This is a genomic window from bacterium (Candidatus Blackallbacteria) CG13_big_fil_rev_8_21_14_2_50_49_14 (assembly GCA_002783405.1).
In the GTDB taxonomy this organism is placed as follows: Bacteria; Cyanobacteriota; Sericytochromatia; order UBA7694; family UBA7694.
Map to the genome: position 1 here is coordinate 31,048 of PFGG01000070.1, position 26,366 is coordinate 57,413.

The window sequence follows — 26,366 nt, forward strand, 5'->3', positions numbered from 1 at the left end:
GATCCTCAGCTATAATTGTAAAGTTTCTGACTCAAAAGCAAGGATGTCGCCGCGTGGGAAAATACCGGCCGGTACCCCGGACCCTTTCCGAAATTCTCCGTAAAGTCAGCCAGTCCTCCAATTCTTCGGAGCCCGTGGAGTTAATCAGCCCTGAGCAATTGGTGGAAGCGGGCAAAGCCCCGCTGCATGACCCACAGGAATTATTTAATGGGGTCACCATTTTGCCCACCCCTCCTGAAGCCTTAGACCCAGAGATCAGAACCCCTGATCAACTCTTTGGCAAACAGGCTTTCGCAGCCCCAGGCAAAGCGATGAAATCTTTGCAGGAAATGCTGCCCCCGCGCAAACCGACCAGCCCTTTGTCCCCTCGTCCGCCGAAACCAGACCCTACAGAACAAAGTAAAAAATCAGGGCCCCTGCCTGAAGTCAAAGACAGTAAAACGGATCCCGGAACTTTCTAGTCATGTCGAAACCATTGCTTTTTTATTCTGAAGCCTGTCTCAAGCATCAAAATCTCAGCCATTCAGACACCCACCCAGAATCGCCCCTGCGCCTGCAAACCATTTTAAAGCGTCTGTATGAATCAAAAGTCTGGCAAAACCTGCCCAAGCGAGCCCCCCAGCCAGTCAACAAAGAACTGCTCTTCAGTTTGCATGACCCCAGCTATGTGCAAATGCTTGAGCGCTTTTGCCACAGTGCGGGCCCCGGTAAAAGGATCGATGAGAACACCCTGGTTTCAGAGGGCTCCTATGAAGCCGCCCTACAAGCCGCTGGTGCAGCCACTGAAATGGTTGAAGCCCTGCTTTCAGGCGAAAGCCAAACGGCTTATTCCTTGATCCGCCCCCCCGGACACCATGCCATGCCAGCCCATACCATGGGTTTTTGCCTGTTTAACAATATCGCGTTGGCAGCACGCCATGCACTCAACCAAGGCCTTAAACGCATTCTGATTCTGGATTGGGATGCCCACCACGGCAATGGCACTGAACACCTGTTTTATCAAGATCCACGCGTGCTATTTGTCTCCTGGCACCAATTTCCCAATTGGCCGGGTACAGGGGCCCTGGAGGATCTGGGACAAGGCGCGGGTTACGGCACCAACGTCAATATCCCCATGCCGCTCAAATACGGAGATACCGAATATCTGCGCAGTTTTCAGGAATTGGTAGTGCCCTTGGCTGAGGCCTATCGCCCGGAACTTATTCTGGTTTCAGCCGGTTATGACGCGCACCTCGCGGATTTACTCACGGATATGAACCTGACCGCTGCCGGCTTTTCGCAGCTCACGGAAGAGGTCATGAAACTTGCGCACCGTTTCTGCCAAGGAAAAGCAGGTTTTATCTTGGAAGGAGGGTACAATGTAACAGCACTGGCCGCCTCTGTGGACGGCACCCTGCAAACCCTAATTCAAGAGCAGAACGTGAAACCCGAAGAGCCCTTTCAGGCCCTGAATTGTACACATGATCCAGCGGAACTCAACCGCCTGATTGAAAAAGTTAGAATGATTCAACCCTTATTAAACGGAAAACTAAAGCTGTCATGAAAAAAATACTTGTTCTTACCAGTGGGGGAGACGCCCCCGGCATGAATACCGCTCTGCGTGGGATTATCCGTGAAGCCAGCTTCAACGATATCCATGTCTATGCCGCCTATGATGGCTATAAAGGACTGGTCGAAGGCAATATTTTGCCCCTCACCAACCAGGATATTGCCGGAACCCTGCAATTGGGCGGCACGATCCTCGGAACGGCCCGATTCCCCCGTTTTAAAGAAAAACCCTATCTGATGAAAGCCTATCAGAATCTGCAACACCGGGATATCGAGGGCATGATCGTGATCGGCGGCAATGGTTCTCTGGCAGGAGCCCATGCCCTGCATGAAGAAACCGGTATTCCGGTGGTGGGCATTCCGGGCTCCATCGACAATGATCTGCATGGCACAGATATGTGTCTGGGGGTGGATACCGCTCTGAACACCATCGTGTATAACGTGGATAAAATCCGCGATACAGCCTCTTCACATGGCCGTCTCTTCGTGATTGAGGTCATGGGACGCGACTGTGGCTATCTGGCCTTGGTCAGTGGTATCTCATGCGGTGCCGTCACAGCCCTAATTCCTGAAAACCAGGATACCTTCGATAAAACCGCCTTCTGTAACCTGATTTACAAAGCCTTCCGTCGCTCCAAAAAACACGCAATCGTGATCAAGGCTGAAGGGTTTACCCCTTTCAGCGACGAGGAACTGGGCCAGGAACTTTCAGAATATTTGGGCGAGAGAGGCTACGAACACCTCGATATTCGCTTTACCAAACTGGGCCATATTCAAAGAGGAGGATCTCCTTCGGCCTTTGATCGGGTACTGGGCAGCAAACTCGGCATTCACGCCGTGCGCCAACTCATGGCTGGCGCAAAAGACGTCATGGTCGGGTTGGTGCGCAATGAAATTACCACTTGTCCCTTGGCAGATGTGGGCAAAGGCAAACGCGAACGGATTCTCAGTCTTTATCAGGAATACATGGCCCAGGAATTCCTAATGGCAAAAAAACTGACACCGGGCAGTTAAGTCTCAAATCTAAAAATAAGTAGCCAGGCGTTCTTTGGACATGGCAAATAAATTGCTTTTAACTGAGATAATATCTGGATCTTGGGTAGGTTTTCCCTGTGTATCCAAACTAAAAATCACCCAACCCAAAGCCCCAAAGAATTCGCTAAAACCTATTAAAGGAACTGTTGACCAACGCTCAAATTCAACCAGATAAACCTGCCCTGAACGCAAGGTCTGTTCAGCGCCTTTCAGCCCATCAAGATCAAACCCCTCTAAATCAAACTTTATAAAACGGCAGGGGGACTCATTCAAGCTTGCCAATTCCAGATCCACAGTGGTCAAGGGAACTTCTCTTGAAGCAAGAGCTTCAGTCGGTGAAACAATATGGTTCGAGCAATGGGTACCCCCCATATCTGAAAAATAGAGCGAGCCTTTTTCTGCTCCTACGGCTGAGGCCAGGGGATAGTAATGCGTCATGTCGATCTGATTCAAACTGAAATTCTCACGCAAGCGCTCCAAACAGATCGGGTTAGCGTCAAAGAGCAGGGCCCCCCCTATCAGATCTGCAAGTATCAATGTTCGGTTGCCCACATTGCAGCCCGCATCAACAATAAAATCACCGGGTTTGAGCAGGGAACGAATAAATTGGGTTTCATAATAATCTACATTGCGGGTAAAAATATTGCTCACGCCAGAATCTGAATCTGGATAAACCTTAGATTTCATACCATTTTCAAGCAAAATCAAAGTGGGTATCTGCCGTGGTTTTGCCCATAAATACCACCACAGAAAACGTCGGCAAAACTCAAACCGCCGTCCCCGATTCAGCGGTTCCATCAGGACAATTTTAAAAAGACGGTAGAGAAAAAGCGCCCAGCTAAATTTTTTCAAAAACTGACGAAGGGTTTGCATGCAGTACAGAATAACACAATTTGATTTGCCAAAAGCAAAGCCCCCGGACAATACCGGGGGCTTTTAACAAATAAGCTGAAGCTTATTTGTTCATGATTTTGTCTTTGAGGAAGGAGGCACCCACACCACCTGCGGCACCCAGGCCTACGGTGATAATGGTCAGAGGCAGACCGCCTACGCCCATGGAGCTAAGGGCCAGATTGCCAAGCCCCCCCAAGGTAACGGCACCCAAACCACCTACAGCAGAGGTGATGGTATCGCCAACGACATTGCTAACAGCCTGGCTGGAGTCTACTTTACCAGTGGCAACACCTACACCGTTGGCAACTGCGGATACACCCGCACCGACAAGAGCAGAGAGACCTGCGCCTTTAAAACCAGTAATTGCTACATTTTTAACGCCGGTGAAAAAGCCACCGCCTTGACCGCCAGAGAAAATACCTTTGATATTCTGGCCCATTTGAGCACCCATTTTATAAGCGGCAAAACCACCCCCCGCACCAGCGGCAAGTTTAGAGGAAATAGAGGTAAAGTCGGTGCTGAAACCTGTACCTGTGCCTGTATCAGTGGAAGGAGCCACGGGGGAGTAGGGAGAGAAGTTGGACGTACCGGTAGAAGCAACCTGAAAAGGGTTGTTGTAAGAGCTGATTGCAAGCGTCATATGGAACTGTCTCCTGTCACTTAATTAGTGTTTAATGATTTCTTAATTTGATTATAGGCGCCAGGATAAAAAACTTGGTAAAGGGAAGGTTCTTTTTTTATTAAGAAATGGTTAAGCTTAAAGAACCCTTAATAATACTAAAAAGATCTCCAGGCTTGCTTTTGCGTCATTCCCCTCCCATGAGATAAACGTCACGTTAAAGACGCATTTAAGCTTATTGGCTCTCTGTTCTAGTAAAATACTCCCCAATTGAGCTTAATCTGACTTAAAACCTATTTAATCAAAACCCGTGGGAACTTAACCCCTCAGACTTGCGTCATTCAGAAACCCCAAGGAGAATACACATCATGGCTACGCAGATCCGGCGTGAGTTGCGCAAACTCAACGCCTTTGGTTTTTTCTGGATGTTCTTGCCCGTGATTCCCATTCTGGTGCCTTACCAGCTCAGTTTGGGTTTAAACATGCAGCAGGTCTTTTTCGTGCAGGTCTTTTTTGGACTGGTTTGCGCAGCCTTTGAAGTTCCCTCGGGATATCTCTCTGATCTCTGGGGGCGCAAAGGCACGCTTTTGGCCGGCACCCTGCTCTGGGGCCTGGGCTTTGGCTATCTTTATTTTGTTAAAGACTTTACAGGCATGCTGATCTACGAAGGCATTCTGGGGCTGGCCGTCAGCCTGGTTTCAGGCACCGATGTGTCGATGCTCTATGACTGGCTCAAGCAGGAAAGCCAGGAACGTGAAGTGGCTACCAAAACCCTTGCCAATTACCAAATGTCACAGGTTTTGTCTGAAGCCCTGGCAGGGGTGCTCTGTGGTCTGCTGGTACTGCTCTCCTACCGCCATGTGCTGGCTGCCCAGGCCCTGGTCGCCCTTTTGCCGATAGGCATGGTCTGCTTTTTAAAGGAGCCTTCCTATGAAAAACTCAGCCGCGAAAACCACTGGCAGAATCTGCACACGGTCTGGCGCCATGTTTTTCATGAGGATCGCCTTTTGCGCCTGATCTTTCTCAATCAAATCGTCTGGAGTCTGGCGACCTTTGTCATGGTTTGGCTCAATCAAAAGCTCTGGCAGGCAGAAGGGATCCCCCTGGGCCTTTTTGGCCTGCTCTGGACCCTGATCAACCTGGTGGTAGGTTTTACTGGCCGCCAGGTCAGTTCCTGGGAAAAACGCCTGGGCTCTGGCGCACTGCTGCTGGCATTGAGCAGTTTGCCGATTCTGGGCTATGCCCTGCTGGCCCTCAGCTCGGGGGGGTGGGTGGTCTTGATTGGTTTGTTTTTTCCGCTCAGCCGGGGCATTACCCAAATTCTGCTCAAAGATGCGATCAATTGGCGCACGCCCAGCGCCATCCGGGCCACGGTGCTTTCACTCAACAGCCTGCTTTTTCGTCTGGGTTTTGCCCTGCTCGGCCCACTGACCGGCTGGGTCACCGATACAGCAGGCCTGCGGCCGACCCTGTGGATGCTGGCCTTGCTTTTTGGTTTGGCAGCCCTGTGGGTATTGCGCCCGCTGCTGAAACTGGTCAAAGAATTGCCTGCGCCTTAGGGTTCAGCTTTCCTGAAGCAGGTATAAGCCTGTTTCAGTTCCGGCCAGTATCCGATAAGGGGGACGCGGACTCATCACCAGACTGAGTACTTGGGCATTGAAATTGGCAAGTTCTTGCCAGTGCCATCCACCGTCTGAACTCATGACCACACTTTTGCCATTGCCAGCATAGAGCCTATTGGGATCGCGAGGGTCCAATAAAAGGGTCTGGCAGAGAAACTTGTCGCTAAAAGAAATGTCTTTCGAAGGGTCTTCACATCCAGGCACCACGCCGACTTTTTTCCAAGTTTCAGGACGAACCGTTCCTTGAAAAAGCTGACCGTTTTGAGTCAACGCCCATGTTTTCTGAGAACCTGGAAGTACCACACGAAGTCTTAAATCTGCCTGAGCATTGCACCATCTATAAAAGTTTTGAATGCCAGCCAAGTTCATTTTGAATGATCTCAGATCAAAATACTGCATAGGAAGCTCTTTAAAATAAACATTGTATATCATATCTACAGGATGTTCAGGAGATGAACGGAACCGTAAATTTGGATAGCAATTTTCCTGACTGATCAAAAGCAAGGGGGTTTGCTGCTCATCCTGCCAGGACCAGAGACCGTAAACAAAAAACTCATTGCTTGTCCAAATACGCTGATCAGGCTTATCCGTATTCCCGATATAGCCTGTCAGCCCCCAGTTCTGACCGTTTGAATCCCCCAAGATTAAATCGCCGGGCGTATATTGAGAGAGAACAGGGGGGCCGCCTCCAGAAAGATACCCTCCAGAAAGAGCAGCGAGCAGCTGATTGTCTGAAAACGTAAGAAACGTCAGTGCCGTCAGATTTCGACTATCGGGCAAGGGTGTCACCGACGTATCGAGGCGATACTGAAAATCTCTAAGCGGGTGAAGCTTCTGGGTGGCCCATAAGCCCGATGAAGTGCCCACATAAAGCGTATAAGGCGCATCAGGAGAGAACTTCAAAACTTGAGCGGATCCCAAATTTGAATCATGAAGCACCAATTTCTGCGTATTAAGATCCACAGAAAACAATTGTGAGTAATTCAGAACCCCCACCACCTGCTGCTCAACATCAGGATAAAAAGCCAGGAATTGAAAGCCTTCACGATAAATAAAGCCATTGCGGTCTTCCCAGACTTCTCCATTCCAGAAAAAGACGCCTTGATCTGTTCCCACAAAAAAGCCACCAGCGGGTTCTTTGACAAACTGAGGCGATGTCATCACTTTTCCCGGCAGATTCTGCCAGGCTTTAAAAGTTTTGCCCTGATCCTGACTTTCATAAATAAGCCCACCGGCATTGACCAGAATATGCTCAGCATTCAGGGGATCAAAAACCCAGGGATCGTGTGGTTTGGGGGCTGGCCCCAATTGCTGATTCCAAAGCTCCCAATTTGCTCCCTGATCTGAACTGAGAAAAATCCCCTGATCTGTTTGTAAATACAGGCTATCCGGCTTGAAAGGATCCAGCCAAAAAGCGATGATACGTCGCTCCGATGTGCCTGCTTGAACCTCTTGCCAAGTTTTACCTGCATTCTGGCTTTTCCAAAGTTTCCCGTTCTGGCTGCTGTTTGCAGCCTGAATCCCATACCAAATTTGAGGATCGCCATGAGACGCAAGAATCTGCTCAATGGGCAGTTCCGAAACAAATGAACTCCAGCGCACAGGCAAAAGCAAGGGGGAGATCTCTGTTTTCTGAGTCTCTTCCTGCGGTAAAAGCCCCCAATCACTCCCGCCTTGCTTGGATTCATCCAGTTCTGTATCTCCAACCCAAAAAACATGCTCAGGATTTTCAGGAGAAAAGAAAAAAGCCTCATGGCTTTGTTTTGAAGGATGATACCACTGCACACTCTTTTGCCAATGCAGCCCACCATCCCGGCTGACAAAACAGTTTTGAGCTGTGGAAAATAGTATATGGCGTGGATTCTTTGGATTAACGGCTAACGCCCGCACCTCATCCCGCAAGACAGTTTTCAGTTCTTGAACCTGCCAGCTCGAAACAAGCGGCGAAGCGACCGTTACAGGAACGCGAGGGGGAGTCTGACTGGGCTGAGAAACCCGGATTGGCTGTTCACTACTTTCTTTTGCGACAGGCAAAGGCTGGCAGGCCCCTACCACAAATAACAAAATCCCAAAGAAAAGAAAATCCGCTCTGAACCCAGACATCTGTATCTCCCTCTCACTTACTGGTTTAAACCAGCCCAACAGTTTGCCTTAGCCCCGCCAATGCCAGGCCTTGGGTTGGGTAAAACTGAGAATTCCGGCCCGTGAAAGGGTGGAACCCAGGCCCGAATGCCCCCGCCCCGTCCAGGGCAGATGGGGGCTGACCCGGTCACAGCAGTTCCAGTAAACCGTTCCGGTATGCATGCGGCTGAGAATTTTACGTGCCCGCTCTTGATCCGGCGTATACACGCTGGCGGTCAGACCATAGAGCGTATCGTTCATCAAGGTCACAGCCTCTTCATCCTGGTAGACGGGCTGAATGCCAATGATTGGGCCAAAGGATTCTTCGAGCATGATTTCCATGCTGTGATTGGTATCAGCCAGTACTGTCGGCGCAAAGAAAGCGCCTTCACGCTCCAGGGCCTGGCCACCACAGAGCAGACGCGCCCCCTTATGCAAAGCATCTTCCACCTGGGCTTCTAGGGTCATCAGCGCAGAAGGCCCTCGGGTCAAAGCCCCAATATACGTCTCTTCAGAAAGCGGATCCCCCACCACAAACGCTTTCACCACGGCTGTAAAGGCCTCTAAAAAGGCCGGGTAGATATGGTGATGCACATAGATGCGCTCGACAGCACAGCAGCTCTGACCATTGTTATAAAAAGCGCCATCGGCAGCAGCAGCCGCCACCGCCGCAATATCTACGTCATCGCAGACATAGAGCGGATCTTTGCCGCCCAATTCCATACCCAGGCGCACCATCCGGCCTGCCATTCTTTCGGCAATCGCTGCTCCCGTGGCATGGGAACCCGTAAAGAAAACCCCATTCAGATCTTCCTGCAAAAGCGCAGCCCCCGTCTCACGCCCGCCAATCACGGGAATAAACACATCCTCAGGAAAACCGGCTTCCTGAAAAAGCCGAGCTATGGCCAGCCCTGTCAGGCTTGAAAACTCAGAGGGTTTATACAAAACCGTATTGCCTGTCAGCAGGGCAGGGATAAAGACATTGCAGCCCACCAACCAGGGATAGTTCCAAGCTGAAATATTGGCAATCACCCCCAGAGGTTCCTGGGTAAGGGTCTCGCGCAGGCCATCCTCGCGGTAGACCTCTTCTTCAGCCAGCACTTCAGCCACCTGATTCTGAAAATAATCAAAACGGGCTAAAAAACCATGAAGCTCATTGCGGGCCTGGCGAATCGGTTTGCCCACTTCCTGGGAGAGCAGACGGGCCAGGCTCTCGTGCTCGGCCATCAGCCTTTCCCTGAATTTCTGCATCAAGGCCAGACGCTGTGACAGGGGAGTCGCCGCCCAAGCAGGCTGAGCGGCACGGGCACGGCTGTATTTGACACTGACAGTCTCTTCTTTATCGATCGGTAGACTGGCAATAATCTCACCCGTTGCAGGATTCGTTACATGAAGTTCACTCATTTAAAAGGCCCCTTGAAAGATATTTACAAAATCCTCACGACTGCAAGGCCGTGGATTGGAAGCATGACAAGCATCCGCCAGAGCCACCTCTACCAAAGCCTGCAAATGTTCTGGGCCCACTTTAACATCGCCCAGACGGTGGGGCATGCCAATTTCAGCGCGCAGTGCATTCAACCAGTGGAACCAGGCTTCAACCGAAGGAGCCAGGCCCAGATTCGCGGCCATGCGCTCAAAACGCTCAGGCTCTGTTTCGGCATTAAAAGGCAGGGCATGGCTGATCATAATGCCATTGGCCAGCCCATGGTGCAGATCGGCCACCGTCGACAGGGCATGGGCGCAGGAATGCACAACCCCCAAGCCTTTTTGAAAGGCAATAGCGCCCATCATCGATGCCAGCAGCATGTCTGCACGGGCCTGCAAATTGCCTGGCTCCTGAACAGCACGCACCAAACTGGCCTGAACCAGGCGCATGCCCTCCAGTGCAATCCCATCGCAGATCGGGTGGTAGCCTTGGGCCAGAAAGGCTTCCACCAAATGGGTCAGCGCGTCCATTCCTGTAGCGGCTGTCAAGTGGGGCGGCAAACCCAAGGTCAGTTCAGGATCTGCAAAAACCTGACGGGCCAGCAGACTGGGTGCAAAAATAATTTTTTTATGGTGGGTGGTATCATCTGAAATCACCGCACTGCGCCCAACTTCACTGCCAGTTCCGGCCGTGGTGGGCAAAGCCACCCAATAGGGAATGGGCTGATCAATCACCAAAGCGCCAGGCCGATCTTCATAGGCAAAGAGATCTTCGCGGTGGTGGATACACACGCCAATCGCCTTGGCCACATCCAGGGCCGCACCGCCACCGATGCCGATCATGCAATCGGCTTCAGCCGCCCGAAAAGCCTCAGCCCCAGCCAAAACCTGTGATTTAACCGGATTGCCAAAAATTCCATCAAAGACTGCGGGCTCAAGCCCCTGTGCTTTTAATTCCGCAATAAAATCTGTAAAAAAAGCCTGTTGTGAAACCCCCTTGTCTGTGACCACCAAAGGGCGGCTCAGCCCCTGAGCCACAAGATGAGGAGCGACCTCTTTCCGTGCACCGGGGCCAAACCGAATCGGGGTAGGAAAATTAAATCCATAAATAGCCATTGCGAGACTGTCCTTTCCGCGAAACCTGAATACAGGCATTTAAGCACTCTTCAGTGCGCTTGTCACCTACCTTTCAGAAGGATTTTTCAAGCCCACAGCCCAGGGCTTAAATAATCTCGAAATAGCGCTTGAGTTCCCAATCGGTCACGGTATTGTGAAACTGTTTCCACTCCCAAAAACGAGTCGCAGTAAAATGGCGAACAAAACGCTCGCCCAAGAGTTCAAGCGCCAGTTCAGACTCCGCCATGCGGCTGCTGGATTCATACAGATTGCGTGGCAGAAGCGGCACATGGGTAGCGGCATAGGCATTGCCTTCAATCGCAGGAGTGTCCAAGGCCAATTTTTTTTCAATGCCGTACAAGCCACTGGCGATCGAAGCCGCCATGGCCAGATAGGGGTTCACATCAGCTCCCGGAATGCGGACTTCCAGACGGGTTGACTTGGAGCTGCCAGGAATCACCCGAAAGGCAGTGGTACGGTTATCCACTCCCCAAGTGGGGCGGGTGGGCGCCCAATAGCCTTCCACCAAACGCTTGTAACTGTTGATGGTGGGGGCATACATCGGCAGCACCTCTGGCAAGGCCAGCATTTGCCCCGCCAGATAATGGCGGAAGGTCTCGCTCATGCGGTGTTTGTCGTTGGCATCATAAAAGGTATTGCCATGTTCATCCCACAAACTCTGGTGAATATGCCCGCTGCACCCCGGCAAAGACATACTGGGTTTGGCCATAAAGCTCGGCATAATGCCAAAACGCAGCCCGATTTCTTTGGCCGCACTCTTGAAGAGAATCGCCCGGTCGGCAGACTCAAGGGCTTCATCAACAGTAATGGCAGCCTCAAACACACCCGGCCCTGTTTCTGTGTGCAGGCCTTCAATCGGAATGCCAAAGGAAAGACATTCATCCATCAGGGCATTGAAAAACTCCTGGTTCAGCGTGGTGCGCAGAATCGAATAGCCAAACATGCCGGGGGTCAAAGGTTCGGCGCCTACGTAATTTTTCTCGGCCAGACTGTGAGGGGTTTCCTGAAAATTGAACCATTCAAACTCCATGCCCACCTTGACCGCAAAGCCCATACGCTCAGCTTTTGCCAAAACTTTCTTTAAAAGTTGTCGCGGACACAAATCCAGGGGGCCGCCATCGCGGTCGAGAAATTCTGCCAGAAAAAAGGCCACGTGGTTATCCCAAGGCACACGGCGGTAGGTTTTCAGATCCACACGGGCAGGGGTATCGGGAAAGCCGGTATGCAAACCGGTATAGTCAACATAATCATAACAGGCATCTGAAGAGTCCCAGCCCAAAACCACATTACAAAAGCCAAAACTGTCTTCTGCCGCAGATAAAAACTTGTTTTTGTGCATGTATTTGCCGCGCAGAATGCCATCGAGATCAGACAGGGCAACTTTGACCTTTTGACGGGGGTCCTGCAAAATTTCATTGAGAATTTCCTGAGACATGGGAGACTCCTTCCAGAATTGAAATTAGGGATTATCTAAAAGCGCTGGCAATTCGCCAGTCTGGTGCAAATGTTCGAAATCGTCCACGCTGTAGAGTTCCTCCTCTGACTCCACTTCGCGGCGGACCAGCAGAAAATAGAGGCTGCCCAAGGCAAAAAGCCCCAAGAGAATCAAATAGAGCAGGGCATTGAACCAAGCCATGGTCACCAGGGCGAGCACTGAAAGTGTCAGGGCCACCGCTGGAAAAAACGGATAAAAAGGCGCAATAAAAGGGCGGTGCATCTCGGGATCTTCAACCCGCAGCACAAAGAGCGAAATCATCGAAACGATATACAGCACCAGGCCGCCCATGGCCGAGATCGTAATGATCTGATCGGTAAAACCTGTCAGACAGGCGGCCATGCCAAAGATCCCCGGCAGAATCAGCGCCCAGTGAGGCACTTGGGTACGGGGATGAATATGCGCCATCAGATGCGGCAGATAATGGGCACGGGCCAAGGCAAAGGCCTGGCGGGAATAGCCAATAATGATCCCATTAAAACTGGCAATCAGACCAAAGACCCCCAAAACGGCTATCATTTTAATCAACCAATGCCCCGCAGGCAGCACACGGGCAGCGGCATCGGGCAGGGGATACTGCACTTCTGCCAAAGTACTCAAGGGCGTGACCCCCAAAGTGCAGACAGTCACCGCCAGGGTTAAAAAAACCAGGGTACCAATCCCGGCAATATAACCCAAAGGCACGTCTTTGCGGGGGTTGGCGGTTTCTTCAGCAGACATGGCCACGCCCTCAATGCAGAGGTAAAACCAAATCGCAAAGGGCAAGGCCGAAAAGACGCCGCCCCAGCCCTTTTCAAAGAGGGGTGGCTGAAGCAGTTGCGTGAATTTTAAATGGGGCAGGGTAATCGCATAAAACACCAGGAGCACAAAAATCGCCAGCAGGGTGACCACCAGCTCAAGCGTGACTGCTTCTTTGATCCCACGCAGATTGATGCCAATAAACAGGGCAAAAGCCAAAAGGGCAATCCAGACACGGGGTTCCATACTGAGCAAGGGGGGCAGGGCCAAGCCAAAGGTGGTGGCGATAAACTCAAGATAGGCCCCGATCCCCAAGGCGATCGCCGGGGGGGCAAAGACAAATTCAATCAAGGTGGCAAAACCGGCAATAAAGCCGGCAAAAGGCCCCATTGCACGGCGGGCATAGGCATAGGGCCCGCCCGAGTTCGGAATCGCAGTGGTGAGTTCGGTATAGCTGAAAACAAAGGTGATATACAGCAGGGTGACCAAGCCAATGGCAGTCACAAAACCGACGGGGTCAGAGTTTTTTAGGCCAAAATTCCAGCCAAAAAAATCGCCTGAAATAACCATTCCCACGGCAATGGCCCAGAGGTGAATGGGTTTCAGAACCGGTTTCAGTGCGAATTCTTCGAGGTGATGGGTGCCTAATTTGGCCTTGAGATCTGCATTTTCCACGTTTAGCCCCCGGAAATCCCTTTTTTTAAGGGTAGCTCAATTTGCAGGGATAATCCAGAGGGGGGGATTTAATAATCCATGCCAAGAAAATAAGATGAGACCTATCTGGCCACCTGTTCCTGCATTAAACGCTTTAATGCCTCTTGAGCCAAGGTATTGAGACTTTTGCCCGTAGCTTGTGAAAAAATCGTCAATTGTTCATGCAGATCGGGTGAAATACGCAGGTTGAAATTGCCAGAATAGTGGCGGCGCGGTTCAATACCTTTTTCACGACAAACCGCTAAAAAAACCGTTAAAGAGTTGTGAAATTCCTTACGCAGTTCTTCAGGATTGGAGCCATAAAAATCTGCGCCCCCATTCAAGCCCAAAATTTCACCTCGAAACAGATCCAAATCAGGGTCATATTCAATTTTTGCCTGATATCCATTCAATTTCATAATATTCATGGTTTGACTCCGTGTTGTTTGAGCCAGTTTCTAACACTGGCCACTGCACCTTTGTCTGTATTGGCGCTGACGGGATGAGCAAAAATAGCGACAAGTGTTTTACTGTGTTTTTTCTTCACATTTTTATGGTACCGTAAATTAGTACCATTTTCAAGCGTTATATTGCTCCCCAGAAACCGGACAGTGAAAGCGTGAATTTAAGTTCCTGATCTGAGAGATTAAGACTCAGAGAGGAAAATTATGAAAAACAGAAGAAGACACTCAGCAGAAACTAAGACCAAAGCCGTTTTAGAGGCATTAAAAGAAGACCAGACCCTAGCAGAAGTGGCAGCAAAATATGAGGTTCACCCCAAATTGCTGGCCCAATGGAAACAAGAATTCCTGGAAAAACCCTCAGTCGCAGGCGACAACGGAGCCGTGCGAAAGAGGAGAGCATTGATGCCATCACAGTGTTCAACCGCAAGAAAAAAGAGAAAGACATTGAGGCCGATTTAAAGGAAAAAGATAAGGTTATCGAAGAGCTTTACAAAGAGGTTGGCCAGCTCACCCTTGAAAGAAATTGGATCATTAGACAATATTTTCATTGAACGCTGGTTTCGCAGTCTCAAACACGAAGACCTATATCTCAAAGACTACCAAAATGTATTGGAATTGCAGGTTGGAATCAAGCACTATGTCCAGTTTTACAACCAGAGGAGGTATCACCAAGCTTTAAACTATAAAACACCCAATCAGGTTTTTTATGCAGACTGTAACACGTTTTCAGGACAGGGAGTTAATGTTGCGTGATTTACTGTCTTGACGAAGGGGAGCACTATAGATAATTGCAGCAAAGTATATAAGTAATTATCAACAATGTCCAGGTAAGATTCAGACAACATTTTTCATAGCATAGAAAATTATCTACACCTTCGTTTCAATAAGATTTGCAGCCTATTTTAATTAGGTATTATTGACGCCAGCAGAGCCCCCAAAACGACGTCAAAAAAGCACGAAAAAACCGGTGGAATCAAGCTTGGCTGATTCCACCGGCATGAGAAAGACCGACTATTTAAAAGCTGTTGATGCGCCCAAAAGCGACTCTGCGTTGGCTGGGCAAACAGGTTGAAGAACTGCCGGTACTCCATTTATAGCCCAGCACAGTACCGGTCTGGGGATCCGCGTAAAAGCGCATGGTGCCCCGCCCCAAGCCCTGATCGGCCACAAAGGGAGCCTGAGACTCGGGATAGAGCACGCGTGTATCCTGAGAGCCATGGTAACTGCTGCTGGAATCCAGCACCACCAGATCAAAGCGCAGACTGGCCACCCCTGTGCCGGGCATCGTCTCTGCAACAGGCTCGGAGATCGCCTCCAAGACCGCCATATGGCCATTGGCTGAACTGGAACTGCTGGTCTGATCTGGATTTTTGTCGAGCGCACAGCCATTTTCAGCATCCATATAATCCATGGCAATCAGATCGCCGGCCTGCAGCGAAAAAAGACTGAAAATCTGTTGAAACTGCCAGTGGGTCTGGGTTTGGCTGTCATAGCCCACAGGCGCGTTCTGAAAAGCCTGATAATACTGCGAAGGATAGGGACTGCTGCTGCCCCCTGTCATGCCTTTAAATGCGGTTGAACTCAGGCCCTGACTGGCATAACTGTGTTTGAGGGCCAAACTGACCAAAGGCGCACAAACTGTGGCATTTGAAGTCAGCCCCTCTCCCGGCCAGACCATGGTTTTGGCTGAAGAATAGTCGTTGCGGGCAGGAGACAGGCGATTCGCGGGCTGATCGCCATCCAAAAGCAGTTGCAGCGCGCTTAAATGCGCAGGGGCATTCAGATTTTGAATTGAAAAGGAAGCGCCAGGGGCCTGAAGAGCTGTACTCTGCATGCCAGCGCTTAGATTTTGCGTTCCACAGGCTGACAAAAGCAAAACAAGACCCAGGGAAAATTTTGTATAGATTTGTTTGAACACTCTAGCTTCTGATCCTCATTGAATTTATAGATTTATTTTTAAGGGGCTGGCCAGCCTGTTGAGACTATACCCAAAGAAAATAAATTGTAAACAAATATGAAGAAATATTTATTTATACTTTTTTCATTTAAACAGATTTTCGCATCAAACCCAGGGCCAGCCTTGTTTTTTTTAAAAAACAAAATCAAAAATATTAATTTAATCATAATTTTTTCACAACCAAACCTTGACATTCATAACCAAATCTTAGTATCTTGATATCACGAACTTCGGTGAAGCGAAGAAACGTAACAAACGGTCCGGGTGAAACGCCCGGAGAAAAACCCAGGAGGGGTGGCGGTTCACGCAAGTGAGCAGATGCCGGTCTCGACCCGGGGAGCAAAACCTGAGAGCCGTCAAAACGGAAAGCAGGGAACCGGCTGGAAGCAGCGGGAAGCTCCGGGCAGAAAGAACTCCCTGAAGGGTGAACGCCCAAGAGGGTCAAGGTTTTTCCTTGCGGAAAAACACACGAACTGTTCGGAACACTGTCCCGTGTGGACAAGAACCGCTGAAGTCTCGGCTCAGGTGCGCAAGTGCTTGAGGAAAAAGGCAGGAGCGGCCGGCACTGGCAACAGCAGCCAACGAACAGGGAGTGCAAAACCCTGAAGGGGCTAAGGACGAGAGGGAATCGGGCGCGCAAGCGCAACGGATCCGCATTAAGGGAAAAGCCCTGCAGTCGTAAAAACGGCAAGAGGGAAACGATTGGAAGAAGCTGCAAGGTTTGTTCCGGTGCACTTAAAGCGGGGGAAAATCCCTGAGGGTCCGGCAAGAAGCCTGAAGAGGGATCTCTGCAAAGAGATAACTACTTCCAGAAAAGACGTCAGGAGCGTAACCAAACGCTGGAGATGTCAGGGTCCTGAAAATGGAGTCACCCGGCTGGAAGTCGTGAAGACCTCAGGAGGTCGCAGGACGTGGTAATTCGCTTCAAAACCGGAGTTTGTACTATTTTTTGGACTTTTAAATCCAGCAGCCCTCTCGCGCTAGATAATCAAGCGCACACCACCTAAATCCGAGAGCCGGTAGGGAAAATGATCTCCGGGGGAGCCAATGAACATAAAGTTCTTGGGAATATCCCATTGCTCAGACAATTGACTCACCAGATCTGGGGTAAACTGGCCCTGCAATACCAAAAATTCAATATCTATCTCTGGATAGGCACGATCCAAAACCTTAATCTCTTCAGGCAGGGCATCTGGCACCACCGTATGCCCATCTTCAACAGTCACAATCTTGATTTTGCGCGTATTTTCATTTTGCCGCACATAGAGCATGACCTGATTGAGCGAGGCAATATTGTCCCCACGTGTAAAAAAGACAAACTGCTGGGCGTGAATTTCTTCCAGCATGGTTTCAACCAGGTGGTTGCCCTTGCCCACCCAGGTTTCTACCTGTTCTGCAAAATAATGCAGAATACTCAAAATTCCTTTGAGGATCGCAGAACGGAACAGGGTAATAAAAACGACCACCATCGTGGGAATAAAATACTCAATAAAGACCAAAAGATAGGGGGGATTCAAAAGCGCATTCCCCACCAAGGCAATCACCACCGCTGCAATCGCGATCAGCAACCCCAAGATTGAGGATTTTTCGGGGCGGGGCAGACGTGAACGCCTGATTTTCAAGAGAATATTGCCCACCCCAAACAGCACCATCACAGAGAGAAATGAAATCGTGTAAACCCCTGCCAAAGCCCCCAGATTGCCTTTGGTGATCAGCAGAATCGAAACACAGAGAATAAAAAAGGTGATCATAATGCGGTGGGTCGTGCCCCGCGGATTGGATTTCAGCAGAAACTGAGGCAGACAGCGATCCAGGGTCATGCGGTGAATCAAACCATTGACCCCCACATAGGAGGTCAACACCGCGCCACTCAAGACCAAAGCGGCATCAATCGAGATCAGCCAGGAAAGCCAAGAGCCTCCGGCCAATTCCCCCATATGCGCCAAAAGTGCTTCCTGGTGCTCTGCCACCTGGGCCAAAGGCACCAGTGCCAAGGCGAAAAAAGCAGTGAGCGGATTGAAAATACTGACCACAATCCACATATTGCGCAAGGTTTTTGGAAAAACACCCGTATCCTGTTCCTCGACAAAATTTGCTGAGCTTTCAAAGCCCGAAATGCCCAACATAGCTGCAGAAAAACCAAAAAAGAGCGCCAGGGCGATATTGCCTTTGACGGGCGCATGGTGATTGGCCCAGAAAATATCCAAGCCATGCACTGAAACAAAGTAAATACAGCTCCCCACCAAAAGCGTGAGGGTGGTTAAATGGGTAAGGAAAATAAAAACAGCAACCTTTGAAGACTCCCCAATACCCCAAATCGTCAGGGCCATAAACAGCAAGAGCAGCAAAATCGTCGCCCCAAAAACGGGAAAGCCCTGCCAGAGATTCTGAACATAATGCATCGCTTCACTGGCTGAGATCACCGCTGTCGCCATATACGAAAGCAGAGTCAGACAAGCCGCCAAAGAGGCCATCAGCTTGCTGGTGGTGTTCAGCAGGGCATTGTATGCACCGCCATTGAGAGGCAGGGCCCCCACCACTTCACCGTAAATCTTACGAAACAGGAACAAAACACCCGCCACCATTAAAAGGGCAATCCAGGCATATTGCCCGGAATATATAATTGCCAAAGCAGCAACATAGAGACAGGAAGAGCTGATATCATTGCCACAAATGGCCGTAGCTGGTAATTCTGAGAGTTTATGAACAGGATGTTGAGATTCTTGAGTAGCTTCCATTATTTACATTTTAAGAATTGATTGGTCTTATCATAACGCAGGCCTGGGCTAAAATTCAAAATTTTTGCCTGGATCTCCCCTGCTCAAAACTGCTAAACTGAGCCCATGAAAACGACAGAAGCTGTTCAAAATCAATACGCGGCTTGCCCCTACCCCCCTCTGGAGACGGGCGCTCGGCCAGAGATTTTACCCCCCGCCAGTTCCTGGGCCTTTGCCCATTATTATTGTCACCACCGCCAAAGCCAGAATGAAAAGCCTCTGATTCTGGATGCAGGCTGTGGCACAGGGTTTTCAACCCTGAAACTGGCCCAGGCCAATCCACAGGCCCAAATTGTCGCTGTGGATATCAGCGGGCCCTCTTTGGCCTTGGCCCAGCAAAGATTTGTGCAGGCAGGCCTCGATCCAGCCCAAATTCACTGGCACCAAGCCGATTTACAGAACCTGAACCTCAACCAAAGCTTTGATTTTATTTATTGCACAGGGGTGCTTCACCACCTGCCCGATCCTGCGGCTGCCCTTCAGCATTTGCGCGTCCAGCTCAAAACAGAAGGTCTGGCGGCGATTATGCTCTATAACCCCCATGCCCGCACCGAAATTCGCGCCATTCAACAGGTTTTACACAGGCTCTGGCAAACCCCTGACGATTTACAGGAAGGGCTGATGCTCTGTCGTACTTTTTTTCAAGGTTTGCCCAGCGAAAACCCGCTGAAACAGCAATACCTGCGCGACCGCAAGCTCATTCAGCAGGAACTGGGCCTAGCTTTTGCAGATTCAGAGGCCTTCCTGGTCGATACCTACCTTCAGGTATGTGAACAGGAATGGGAATTGGCGCACTGGTGGCAGATCTTTGAAGATCAAGACTGGAAAATTCTGCGTTTTTTAGACGAAGAAAGCTGGAAAGCCTCAGTTTATCTGCCCGGATTGCCCGACTACTGGCTCAATCTGGGTGAAAAAGAGCGCTTTTGCCTGATCGATCTACTACGCAGGCAAAATAACTATCTTTTTTTCGCTGGGGCCGCAAACACTGCCTCTGCACGTCAGCCTCTGGCACTGAAAACAAACGATATTCCCCGCCCATCCCCTCTGGTTCAGGCCATCGCCACGGAGACAGACACACTGCGTCTGGAAAATCGTCTGGGGCAGGCCCTGGAATTGGCCCCAGCAGCACAGCTCCTGTGGACTGAAATGGATGGAAAAAAATCCTGGGGAACCCTGTTTCAAGCCTGTCTCGCCCAGAACCCAGCAGAACCACAGTCCGGACTGCGTGGCTTGGAACACTGCGCAGAACAGATTTTAGCCAGCTATTTTGCCTGGATCTGAGTGAATTAACCCCTTTCAGATCAAGTTGGCGGTACAATGAATAAACCGCCGAATTTCCGGCCTGATTTCACAAAGGACTATTTTTTTTCCATGACCGACACTTTACAACTTGAACAGAACACCCTTGAACTGCAGATTGCACTTGAAAATCTGGAGAGTCTCGTAGGGGGTCCTGGCTTTTCACGCGAATTACAGAACGTGGAAGGACTGATGAAACATATGCGCCTGCCTGCCGAGCAGTCAGCCCCTCTCCAAGCCCGTCTGGACGCCCTGCGCAGCCAGCAACAGGCCCAGCGCAATGAAGCCTCTCAGATCCTGCGTACCGAAATTGAAGAACGTTTGAATAACGTCGTGGTTCCCAGCAATGAAGAAGTAATGGCTGCAACCGATTTTAAAGCCCTGCAGAGTATTCTGCAAAAAGCCTGGCAAGCCCTCGAAGACAGCCGTCTCTGGCTGGAAATGGAAGGCCGTCGCCTGAGCCGTATGGATCGTGATGCCTGCTGGCAAACACTCAAAACCCTGCGTTCACAACAGTATGAAGCCCGCCAAAGCCTTCAGGGCCGTCTGCTCGAACGGGCCAATATCCTGGTCAGCGAAGCGGCTGAAGTGATTGAAAACACCTCCCTGCGTGAAGCCCGCGAAGGCTTTAAAGCGATTCAGCAAGAACTGGGCGGAATGCCTTTAAAGCCTGTAGATCGTCAACGTTTCCGGGGTGAATTTGATAAACTTTGGAACCGCCTGCAAGAGCGCAGCAAAGCCCATCGTGAAGAGCGCCAGCAACGTCAGGAAGAAGGCATTCAACGCCTTGAAGAAGCCCTGAGAAAAGTTGAAGCCTTTATTGAGCGCAAAGAACCCGAAGTTCAAGCCCAGCAAGAGCGTCTGGAACAGACCGACTGGCATGAACAAGACCAGATCGAGCGCCGCATGGGCCAAGACAAAGAAGCCCTCGAAGATGCCCGCCGTCGCCAAGGAGAACTTCAAGCCAAGCTGGAAGACGCCCGCAACCGTCTCAACCGCTGATTCAGCTTTTAAGTTAAATCCCGGAGAAAGATTTCTCCGGGATTTTTTTTGCACGCAAAGATCAAGGGCTGGGGCTCCCACTCTGTTTTGATCAAGCGCCCCAAACCTCAATTTCAGGAATTGCTCAAAACAAAGACCGAACCTCTGTCCTGAATCAATTCTCCCTTTTGATCCACGCCATAAATCCAGTATTTGGTTGGATTTTCACCGGGATCTACCTGATAGAGCACCATGCCAGCAAAGTCAGGAGAGGGAGTATAGTCTTTGTAATCCATCAAAGCGCCGCGTTGGCCCATGCCTACTTTTCCCGTAAAAGGATTCGTCAACTCTTTCCAATAAGGGCTATAGCCCCCCGTTTTCTTCGCTTCTTCCTCCAAAACAGCCAGATGGGGAGGGTAAGTGCCCGCAAAATCCACCCCATAGGTTTCAACCATGGTCTGGAGCGTGTGCATATTGGCTTTCACCGAGCTGAGATTGGCCCGGTCATTCGGAGAATCCGGCATATTCACAAGCTCAGAAAAAACAGAGGCCAGTTTCTCAAAATCGAGTTTATCCATTTCAATGGCCAGCTCAATCTGGCCACTGGCCCCCTGCTGCTCTTGGTTCATATGCACCAAAAGCCCCCGAAAGGCGCTGAAAAAAGCATCTGTCTCGCTTTTTTCGCGGGCATCGGCCATGAGATGGCTGACCCCTTTCTCAAGTTCACTGGCATTGAGATAGAGCATAACATCAGCCTCTGAATGCTGCATTTTTCCCTGCAGCGCCTGATAAGCCGCATTCTGCCCCAGGCCGGGTTTGCCTGCTTGATCAATCGCCCGCTTAACCACCTTCAGATTGGAGCCCAAAACCCAGAGATCTCCCACCTGGGCAAAAGCCGGGTGAAAATCCAGAGTGGGGTCATTGTCCTCTGCTGGCCATTTCAGACTGTAAATTGAATGGCCAGCATAGAGAACGGGCTTCGTCTCAAATTTCAAAGCTGGATCGTGTTCTTTCGCTCCAGAAGCAGGCAGTTTCTCTGCAATTTTTTCCATATCCAGATCGGCCCCCATTTGATACAGCTCACCGCTGGGGGTATAGCCATAGATCCGATAGCCAGGATACCGTTTGCATTTACAGTTTTTATCATAAACGCCTTGGCCTTGAGGGGCATAAAAAACCATGCCTGAAAAACTGGCATGGGGTTGATAATTTTTATAGGTTTTATAATCCAAAAGTGCTTTTTTCAAACCCATTCCCTTGGCCTGATTGACGGGGTTGACCACGTCTTTCCAATAGGGATTGGCATTGTTTTGCGCTTCCTGGGCCAATTGCTGAATGGTTTCAGGATAAAGCCCTCCCCAATCCACGCCAAAGGTTTCAACCATGGTTTGAATTGTATGCATATTGGCTTTCACCGATGAGCTTTTGGCACGATTTTGCGCCTCTGCAAAAGGACTGCCCGAAAAATCCAAACTGAATTTATCACGGATCAGCTCAGAAAAACGGGTTTGTTCTTCAGGTTGAATGCCCAAATACAAAGCTCCCTGGGGCTGGTTTTTCTCGCTCTGGTCAAAAATAACGGCATAGCGACCATCCAGTTTGGTCAGGATTTCTTTTTCAAAATCCAGCCCTGTTCCCTTGGGGAAGACTTCTTTGCTCATTTCGCCCAAGGTCTGGTAAATCTTCTTGATTTCCTGGGTGGCTTTCGAATTGCCTTCGGGCGTGAGCTGAGAAATCCAATTGAGCTTTTGCCCTCCCATGATCAGAATGGAATCAGCGGGCAATTGGTTCAGAAGCGGCTGAAGCGGCAGTTTTGCAGGTTCGGCCCAACGCTGGTAAAAACGTTTCCATTCTTCAGGCAAATCGGGTGCAAATACCGTATGGTAAGTAAATCGCAGCCCCTGCGAACTGGGGGTCAGACTGAAGGCTGTTCCAGCTGTTAATTTGTCCAATTCTTTGGAAGACAAACCCAAAGAATCGGTGTCTTCCTTGCCCAAAATACTGGCATTGATCTGACTTGAGAAGGCTTGATTGGCCCAGAACCAGAGTGGGGTTTCTTTGACCTGAAGAAAGGCCTTGTGAAAAGGGGCCTCTGCCAGCATGTTTCCCGAGCGGCTGCCCTGTGCCATCAGGGCCCGCTTGAGCAAAGTGCTGCCTTCTCCCAAACTCAACAGGAGGTTCTTACCACTGACCACCGCTGAGATCGTCAGCGGGCTTTTCAGGCCTTCCAATTCGGGTACGCGCAGGCTGTGAATCTGAAGGGCATGCACGGTTTCGGTCTGGCTCAGGCCTTCCGTATCCATTTGATGCAGTTTTTTCAGCAGGGTTTTTCCTTTTTCTTCTGAGGCCAAATCAAAGGAAAGCAGAAACTCTAAATTTTTCAATTCTTTTGCTTCGGGTGTGCCATATACCGCAATCGCCACATGAGAACCCAAAGCGGGCAGCAGATCTTTTTCAGGCTCGAATCCCCGTTTTTTGAGTTCGCTCAGAATTTCAGTAACGGTTTCCTGCTTCATTAACTCAGAAAAGGGTTTGCGTGAGGCAAAATACGCCCAGGGCTGGGCTTCGGTCTGCACAGCAGTGACCAGATTGGCCCCCTTGGGCACAGCATCCAGGGCATTTTCAATTGTGGCCTGGGCAGGAGCCAGGAACAGCGTTGAAGCCAAGGTCAACCCAGAAAGCAAAACATATATTCTCGGCAACATCTTAAAAATCCTCTTGCTTGAAATTAAAATTCAGTTTAACACAGCGCATTAAATAAGTTAAATATCAACAATAAACATAAAAATTGAAGTTTTTAGGCAAAAAAAGAAGTTTTTCAGACAAAAATTCAGGCCCCAAAAGTTCTTGCCAAAGGAAAGTTTCAGCGCGGAGAGGCGTCCACCATTCCCGGCATCGCCTCCAGCTTTTTCAGCATCTGCTGCACCTGGTTCTGAACGGGTGGCATTGCTTCCAGAGGTTTTTCAAGGGTTTGGCTCAAATACGGCATCATGCGTTGCTTGACCTCAGCAACCATGGGCTGGACATCTGGCATCATGAAACGCTCAGGGGCTAAATTCATGAGTGGACTGCTCATGCTGCGGGCATAGTCAAGCACAGCGACCACTGCCGTACTCTCCAGGCTGACCTGGGTTTGCATAGAACCTGACGCCCCAGGAGGCTTGAACAGCGCTTTCAAGACCAGTTGTGGATTCGCCATGGCACGGGCTTCGATTCGCAGCCGTTCGCCCATTTCTGCCACAGGTAGATTTTCAAGCTGAAAATGTCCCTGGGCATCACTCATCGCGCTCTGGGCTAGATCGCGCCCCGACACTTTGATTTCAAAGCTCAGCGCCGTGGGAACTGCCATCTCTGATGGCCAGAGCACAACGCCGGTCAAAGTACTGCCCTTGGTACGGGGTGTAATCGACAGTGACAACATCTGGTCGGCTGTCAAAGCCACAGGCGCAGCAGGCAGCCCCACCTGACAACTGCTCAGCAGCATCAGCCCTGCCAGGCCTCCCATCAAGCCCTTTACTCGCATTGCGCTACCTCCTCAAATTCCTGGGAACACACTTCAGCCAGCACTGCCAGATCCTTGTGCTGATCCTGACGGGCTTGCGCACGGGCAGCCGGGTTCAGCGCAATCGCCTGACGCAAACAGGCCAAAGCCCGTTGCAAATGCCCCCCCTCCGGATCCTGCCGATGATACAGGCTATGGTAACAGGCCTGAACATACCGCAACAACCAATCCGGCTCGGGCACCAGACTCAAACTGTCCAGCAAAAGACCCGCAGCCACAAACGATTCAACTTTACAAAAAGCCAAGGCCAGAAAGGCCGCGCTTTCGCGCAGGATTTCAAGACTGAGCTGCTGTTTATCAGGGTGAGCCAGAACAGCTCGGAAACAGGCAATGGCCGACCGCCAATGCTCTTGCGCACTTTCTGCAGCCGAAAGATCGGCCAGATTGAAATGCACGCGCCCGGCCTCGTCAAGCAAATAAAGATGGGCAGGAGCTTTGCGCAGCCCCTTTTCAAACTCATGCAAAGCTTTCAAATAACGCTGTGACGCCAGATCGAGCTGAGGTTCAGCGGCAAACAAAGCCTGATCGCCCCATAAAAAAAACATCACCCCCAAATTCAGAATGAGATCAATCTCACTGAGACCGGGTTCCTGCTCTTGGGGAGCCAACTGGGCATGCTGTAGCGCTGTCTGTTGGAGCAGAATGGCCTGTTCAAAGCGGGATTGCGCCAATTCCAGATGGGCCAGCAGGGTTTGCATTTGCGCAGGTTTATGAAAACGCTGAAACCCCTGTTCAATGGTCTGACGCGCCAAATCATAGGCTCCTTGCCGAATCAGTTGCAGGCTGTATTGTAAAAAGCTGTGAAAATCCTTGCGCCCCGGCGTAGATTTTAAAGGTTTCTGTCTGAGTTCGGCAGGGTCTTCGGGGGTAAAACCTGCAAGAATCAAAAGTTCATCTTTGAGGCCCAAAAGCGCCTCAGGATCTAAAACCTCAGCCACACGCAGGACCACCTCACGAGAGGGATGCCGCACACCTGTTTCCAGAAACGAGACATAAGACTTGGAGAGTTGACTGAGCTGGCTCAAGTCAATCTGAGTCATGCCCCGCTCTTTGCGCAGGAATTGAAGTTTTTCGCCAAAGGCCGAGTGAGAATCAGAGGGTGAACGCATACAAAAATTATACAATAAGTAAACCTAAAAATACAATCTTACTTTTTGAATGATTTTATGTTGACAAATTGTGAGAATATTTTCTATACTGTAACCATCAACTCCAAGGAGATTTCACTCAATGAAATTCGCTCTGATTGCTCTTTCTGCTGTTATGATTCTGGCTGCCTGCGATAAAGTACCCAACTCACCCGTTGGCGGAACAGGCAAGCCCCAACCCTCTGCTGCTACCGGCGCTGAGACAAATGTTTATTCCCCCACGCCCTCTACAACCGCGCCTGCTGCCATGAAAACCTTTACAGTCACCCTTGAAACCCCCGCTGATGCAGCCAGCCCCCTTTCTCCCGGAATCTTTATCGTGCACCGGGGGGGCATGCCGATCTTCAGCATGGGCCAGAAAGATCGTGGCCAGGGCCTTGAAGCTCAGGCCGAAGATGGCAATCCAGCGACACTGGCAGCAGCCATTCCTGGCGCAAAGGTCTTCGATACCCCCGTCGGTGACAGCAAACCTGGCCCCGCCACTCCAGGTAAAAAATTCCAATTCAGCTTCAGCGCCCAGCCCGGTGACTATCTTTCTTTTACCACCATGTTTGGTCAAAGCAATGATGCCTTTTACGCTCCTGCAGATATGGGGATTCCGCTCTTCAATGGCAATTCACCGATCGTTGGCGATATGACCAGCAAAGTCATACTCTGGGATGCAGGCACCGAAATGAATCAAGAACCCGGCAAGGGTGCTGATCAAGCTCCCCGCCAGGCCGGAACCAATATGGGAGCCGCTGAAAGCGAAGCGATTGTACCGATTGCTGAACGCAAAGACGGCTTCAGCTATGGTCAATCCCTGCGCCTGATGATCGAAGCCAAATAAAGCTTTCGTTTTTCCATTCGCT

At 50.4% G+C, this 26,366-nt stretch carries 23 protein-coding genes; 10 read left to right on the plus strand and 13 right to left on the minus strand.

All coding sequences use genetic code 11. From position 1 onward, the window contains the following. Positions 1-53: 53 nt before the first annotated feature. From COW20_19350 to pfkA, 3 genes are read left to right on the plus strand one after another with little or no spacing between them, the layout of a single operon-like run. Positions 54-461: a hypothetical protein gene (locus COW20_19350; GenBank protein PIW45670.1), complete on the plus strand. Its 408-nt coding sequence runs from the start codon at positions 54-56 to the stop codon at positions 459-461. A 2-nt stretch (positions 462-463) separates the two neighbouring features. Next, positions 464-1,543: a histone deacetylase gene (locus COW20_19355; GenBank protein PIW45671.1), complete on the plus strand. Its 1,080-nt coding sequence runs from the start codon at positions 464-466 to the stop codon at positions 1,541-1,543. Continuing rightward, on the plus strand, positions 1,540-2,562 hold the full coding sequence (gene pfkA / locus COW20_19360; protein ID PIW45672.1) for a 6-phosphofructokinase: 1,023 nt from the start codon (positions 1,540-1,542) through the stop codon (positions 2,560-2,562). The genes COW20_19355 and pfkA overlap by 4 nt, the downstream gene beginning before the upstream one ends. A 9-nt stretch (positions 2,563-2,571) precedes the next feature. Here the strand turns inward: pfkA and COW20_19365 are convergent, their stop codons facing one another. Both COW20_19365 and COW20_19370 read right to left on the minus strand, forming a co-directional pair. Then, entirely contained in the window at positions 2,572-3,507 is a 936-nt protein-coding gene (locus COW20_19365) for a hypothetical protein (GenBank protein ID PIW45673.1), read from the minus strand. A 31-nt stretch (positions 3,508-3,538) separates the two neighbouring features. Further along, positions 3,539-4,117: a hypothetical protein gene (locus COW20_19370; GenBank protein PIW45674.1), complete on the minus strand. Its 579-nt coding sequence runs from the start codon at positions 4,115-4,117 to the stop codon at positions 3,539-3,541. Between the two features lie 347 nt (positions 4,118-4,464). Here COW20_19370 and COW20_19375 point away from each other — a divergent pair, with 347 nt between their 5' ends. Next, the gene (locus COW20_19375; protein ID PIW45675.1) at positions 4,465-5,655 is read left to right on the plus strand and encodes a hypothetical protein; all 1,191 of its coding nucleotides are present in this window, start codon (positions 4,465-4,467) and stop codon (positions 5,653-5,655) included. A 3-nt stretch (positions 5,656-5,658) separates the two neighbouring features. Here the strand turns inward: COW20_19375 and COW20_19380 are convergent, their stop codons facing one another. From COW20_19380 to COW20_19405, 6 genes are all read right to left on the minus strand, one after another. Continuing rightward, positions 5,659-7,821 (minus strand): hypothetical protein, encoded by a 2,163-nt coding sequence (locus tag COW20_19380; protein ID PIW45676.1) that lies wholly within the window; start codon positions 7,819-7,821, stop codon positions 5,659-5,661. 48 nt (positions 7,822-7,869) lie between these two features. Further along, on the minus strand, positions 7,870-9,243 hold the full coding sequence (locus COW20_19385) for an aldehyde dehydrogenase (GenBank protein ID PIW45677.1): 1,374 nt from the start codon (positions 9,241-9,243) through the stop codon (positions 7,870-7,872). Further along, positions 9,244-10,380 (minus strand): alcohol dehydrogenase, encoded by a 1,137-nt coding sequence (locus COW20_19390; GenBank protein ID PIW45678.1) that lies wholly within the window; start codon positions 10,378-10,380, stop codon positions 9,244-9,246. A 106-nt stretch (positions 10,381-10,486) separates the two neighbouring features. Then, a complete protein-coding gene (locus COW20_19395; GenBank protein ID PIW45679.1) occupies positions 10,487-11,836 on the minus strand; it encodes a glutamine synthetase in 1,350 nt (449 codons plus the stop codon). Between the two features lie 24 nt (positions 11,837-11,860). Further along, positions 11,861-13,309 (minus strand): ethanolamine permease, encoded by a 1,449-nt coding sequence (gene eat, locus COW20_19400; protein PIW45680.1) that lies wholly within the window; start codon positions 13,307-13,309, stop codon positions 11,861-11,863. A 101-nt stretch (positions 13,310-13,410) separates the two neighbouring features. After that, a complete protein-coding gene (locus COW20_19405; protein PIW45681.1) occupies positions 13,411-13,755 on the minus strand; it encodes a toxin-antitoxin system HicB family antitoxin in 345 nt (114 codons plus the stop codon). Between the two features lie 240 nt (positions 13,756-13,995). Here COW20_19405 and COW20_19410 point away from each other — a divergent pair, with 240 nt between their 5' ends. Continuing rightward, complete coding sequence (locus COW20_19410) at positions 13,996-14,250, plus strand: hypothetical protein (GenBank protein PIW45682.1); 255 nt, start codon at positions 13,996-13,998, stop codon at positions 14,248-14,250. Positions 14,251-14,259: 9 nt separating this feature from the next. Next, positions 14,260-14,544: a hypothetical protein gene (locus COW20_19415; GenBank protein ID PIW45683.1), complete on the plus strand. Its 285-nt coding sequence runs from the start codon at positions 14,260-14,262 to the stop codon at positions 14,542-14,544. Positions 14,545-14,806: 262 nt separating this feature from the next. On the opposite strand, the gene COW20_19420 is transcribed toward COW20_19415, so the two are convergent. Beyond that, a complete protein-coding gene (locus tag COW20_19420) occupies positions 14,807-15,709 on the minus strand; it encodes a hypothetical protein (GenBank protein PIW45684.1) in 903 nt (300 codons plus the stop codon). A 303-nt stretch (positions 15,710-16,012) separates the two neighbouring features. Between COW20_19420 and COW20_19425 the strand changes: the two genes are divergently transcribed. Further along, positions 16,013-16,354: a hypothetical protein gene (locus tag COW20_19425; GenBank protein ID PIW45685.1), complete on the plus strand. Its 342-nt coding sequence runs from the start codon at positions 16,013-16,015 to the stop codon at positions 16,352-16,354. Positions 16,355-16,728: 374 nt separating this feature from the next. Here the strand turns inward: COW20_19425 and COW20_19430 are convergent, their stop codons facing one another. After that, positions 16,729-18,486 (minus strand): amino acid permease, encoded by a 1,758-nt coding sequence (locus COW20_19430; protein ID PIW45686.1) that lies wholly within the window; start codon positions 18,484-18,486, stop codon positions 16,729-16,731. Positions 18,487-18,591: 105 nt separating this feature from the next. Here COW20_19430 and COW20_19435 point away from each other — a divergent pair, with 105 nt between their 5' ends. Both COW20_19435 and COW20_19440 read left to right on the plus strand, forming a co-directional pair. Then, positions 18,592-19,806, plus strand: coding sequence for a hypothetical protein (locus COW20_19435; GenBank protein PIW45687.1), 1,215 nt, complete (start codon positions 18,592-18,594; stop codon positions 19,804-19,806). 90 nt (positions 19,807-19,896) lie between these two features. Continuing rightward, entirely contained in the window at positions 19,897-20,826 is a 930-nt protein-coding gene (locus COW20_19440) for a hypothetical protein (GenBank protein PIW45688.1), read from the plus strand. 113 nt (positions 20,827-20,939) lie between these two features. Here COW20_19440 and COW20_19445 read toward each other — a convergent pair whose 3' ends face one another. The 3 genes from COW20_19445 to COW20_19455 form a co-directional block, all read right to left on the minus strand. After that, positions 20,940-23,510 (minus strand): hypothetical protein, encoded by a 2,571-nt coding sequence (locus COW20_19445; protein ID PIW45689.1) that lies wholly within the window; start codon positions 23,508-23,510, stop codon positions 20,940-20,942. Between the two features lie 158 nt (positions 23,511-23,668). After that, the gene (locus COW20_19450; GenBank protein ID PIW45690.1) at positions 23,669-24,328 is read right to left on the minus strand and encodes a hypothetical protein; all 660 of its coding nucleotides are present in this window, start codon (positions 24,326-24,328) and stop codon (positions 23,669-23,671) included. Beyond that, positions 24,319-25,476, minus strand: coding sequence for a hypothetical protein (locus COW20_19455; protein ID PIW45691.1), 1,158 nt, complete (start codon positions 25,474-25,476; stop codon positions 24,319-24,321). Before COW20_19455 ends, COW20_19450 begins: the two co-directional genes overlap by 10 nt. Before the next feature lie 121 nt (positions 25,477-25,597). Between COW20_19455 and COW20_19460 the strand changes: the two genes are divergently transcribed. Beyond that, complete coding sequence (locus COW20_19460) at positions 25,598-26,344, plus strand: hypothetical protein (GenBank protein PIW45692.1); 747 nt, start codon at positions 25,598-25,600, stop codon at positions 26,342-26,344. Positions 26,345-26,366 lie beyond the last annotated feature (22 nt).

Excerpts from the sequence above, each read along its gene's own strand:
- COW20_19355 (PIW45671.1), top strand. The coding sequence starts at position 464 with ATGTCGAAACCATTGCTTTTTTATTCTGAAGCCTGTCTCAAGCATCAA.
- COW20_19435 (PIW45687.1), top strand. The coding sequence starts at position 18,592 with ATGAAAACGACAGAAGCTGTTCAAAATCAATACGCGGCTTGCCCCTAC.
- COW20_19455 (PIW45691.1), bottom strand. The coding sequence starts at position 25,476 with ATGCGTTCACCCTCTGATTCTCACTCGGCCTTTGGCGAAAAACTTCAA.
- COW20_19370 (PIW45674.1), bottom strand. The coding sequence starts at position 4,117 with ATGACGCTTGCAATCAGCTCTTACAACAACCCTTTTCAGGTTGCTTCT.
- COW20_19410 (PIW45682.1), top strand. The coding sequence starts at position 13,996 with ATGAAAAACAGAAGAAGACACTCAGCAGAAACTAAGACCAAAGCCGTT.
- COW20_19385 (PIW45677.1), bottom strand. The coding sequence starts at position 9,243 with ATGAGTGAACTTCATGTAACGAATCCTGCAACGGGTGAGATTATTGCC.
- COW20_19450 (PIW45690.1), bottom strand. The coding sequence starts at position 24,328 with ATGCGAGTAAAGGGCTTGATGGGAGGCCTGGCAGGGCTGATGCTGCTG.
- COW20_19380 (PIW45676.1), bottom strand. The coding sequence starts at position 7,821 with ATGTCTGGGTTCAGAGCGGATTTTCTTTTCTTTGGGATTTTGTTATTT.
- COW20_19460 (PIW45692.1), top strand. The coding sequence starts at position 25,598 with ATGAAATTCGCTCTGATTGCTCTTTCTGCTGTTATGATTCTGGCTGCC.
- COW20_19390 (PIW45678.1), bottom strand. The coding sequence starts at position 10,380 with ATGGCTATTTATGGATTTAATTTTCCTACCCCGATTCGGTTTGGCCCC.
- COW20_19445 (PIW45689.1), bottom strand. The coding sequence starts at position 23,510 with ATGTTGCCGAGAATATATGTTTTGCTTTCTGGGTTGACCTTGGCTTCA.
- COW20_19430 (PIW45686.1), bottom strand. The coding sequence starts at position 18,486 with ATGGAAGCTACTCAAGAATCTCAACATCCTGTTCATAAACTCTCAGAA.
- COW20_19395 (PIW45679.1), bottom strand. The coding sequence starts at position 11,836 with ATGTCTCAGGAAATTCTCAATGAAATTTTGCAGGACCCCCGTCAAAAG.
- COW20_19440 (PIW45688.1), top strand. The coding sequence starts at position 19,897 with ATGACCGACACTTTACAACTTGAACAGAACACCCTTGAACTGCAGATT.
- pfkA (PIW45672.1), top strand. The coding sequence starts at position 1,540 with ATGAAAAAAATACTTGTTCTTACCAGTGGGGGAGACGCCCCCGGCATG.
- COW20_19375 (PIW45675.1), top strand. The coding sequence starts at position 4,465 with ATGGCTACGCAGATCCGGCGTGAGTTGCGCAAACTCAACGCCTTTGGT.
- COW20_19405 (PIW45681.1), bottom strand. The coding sequence starts at position 13,755 with ATGAATATTATGAAATTGAATGGATATCAGGCAAAAATTGAATATGAC.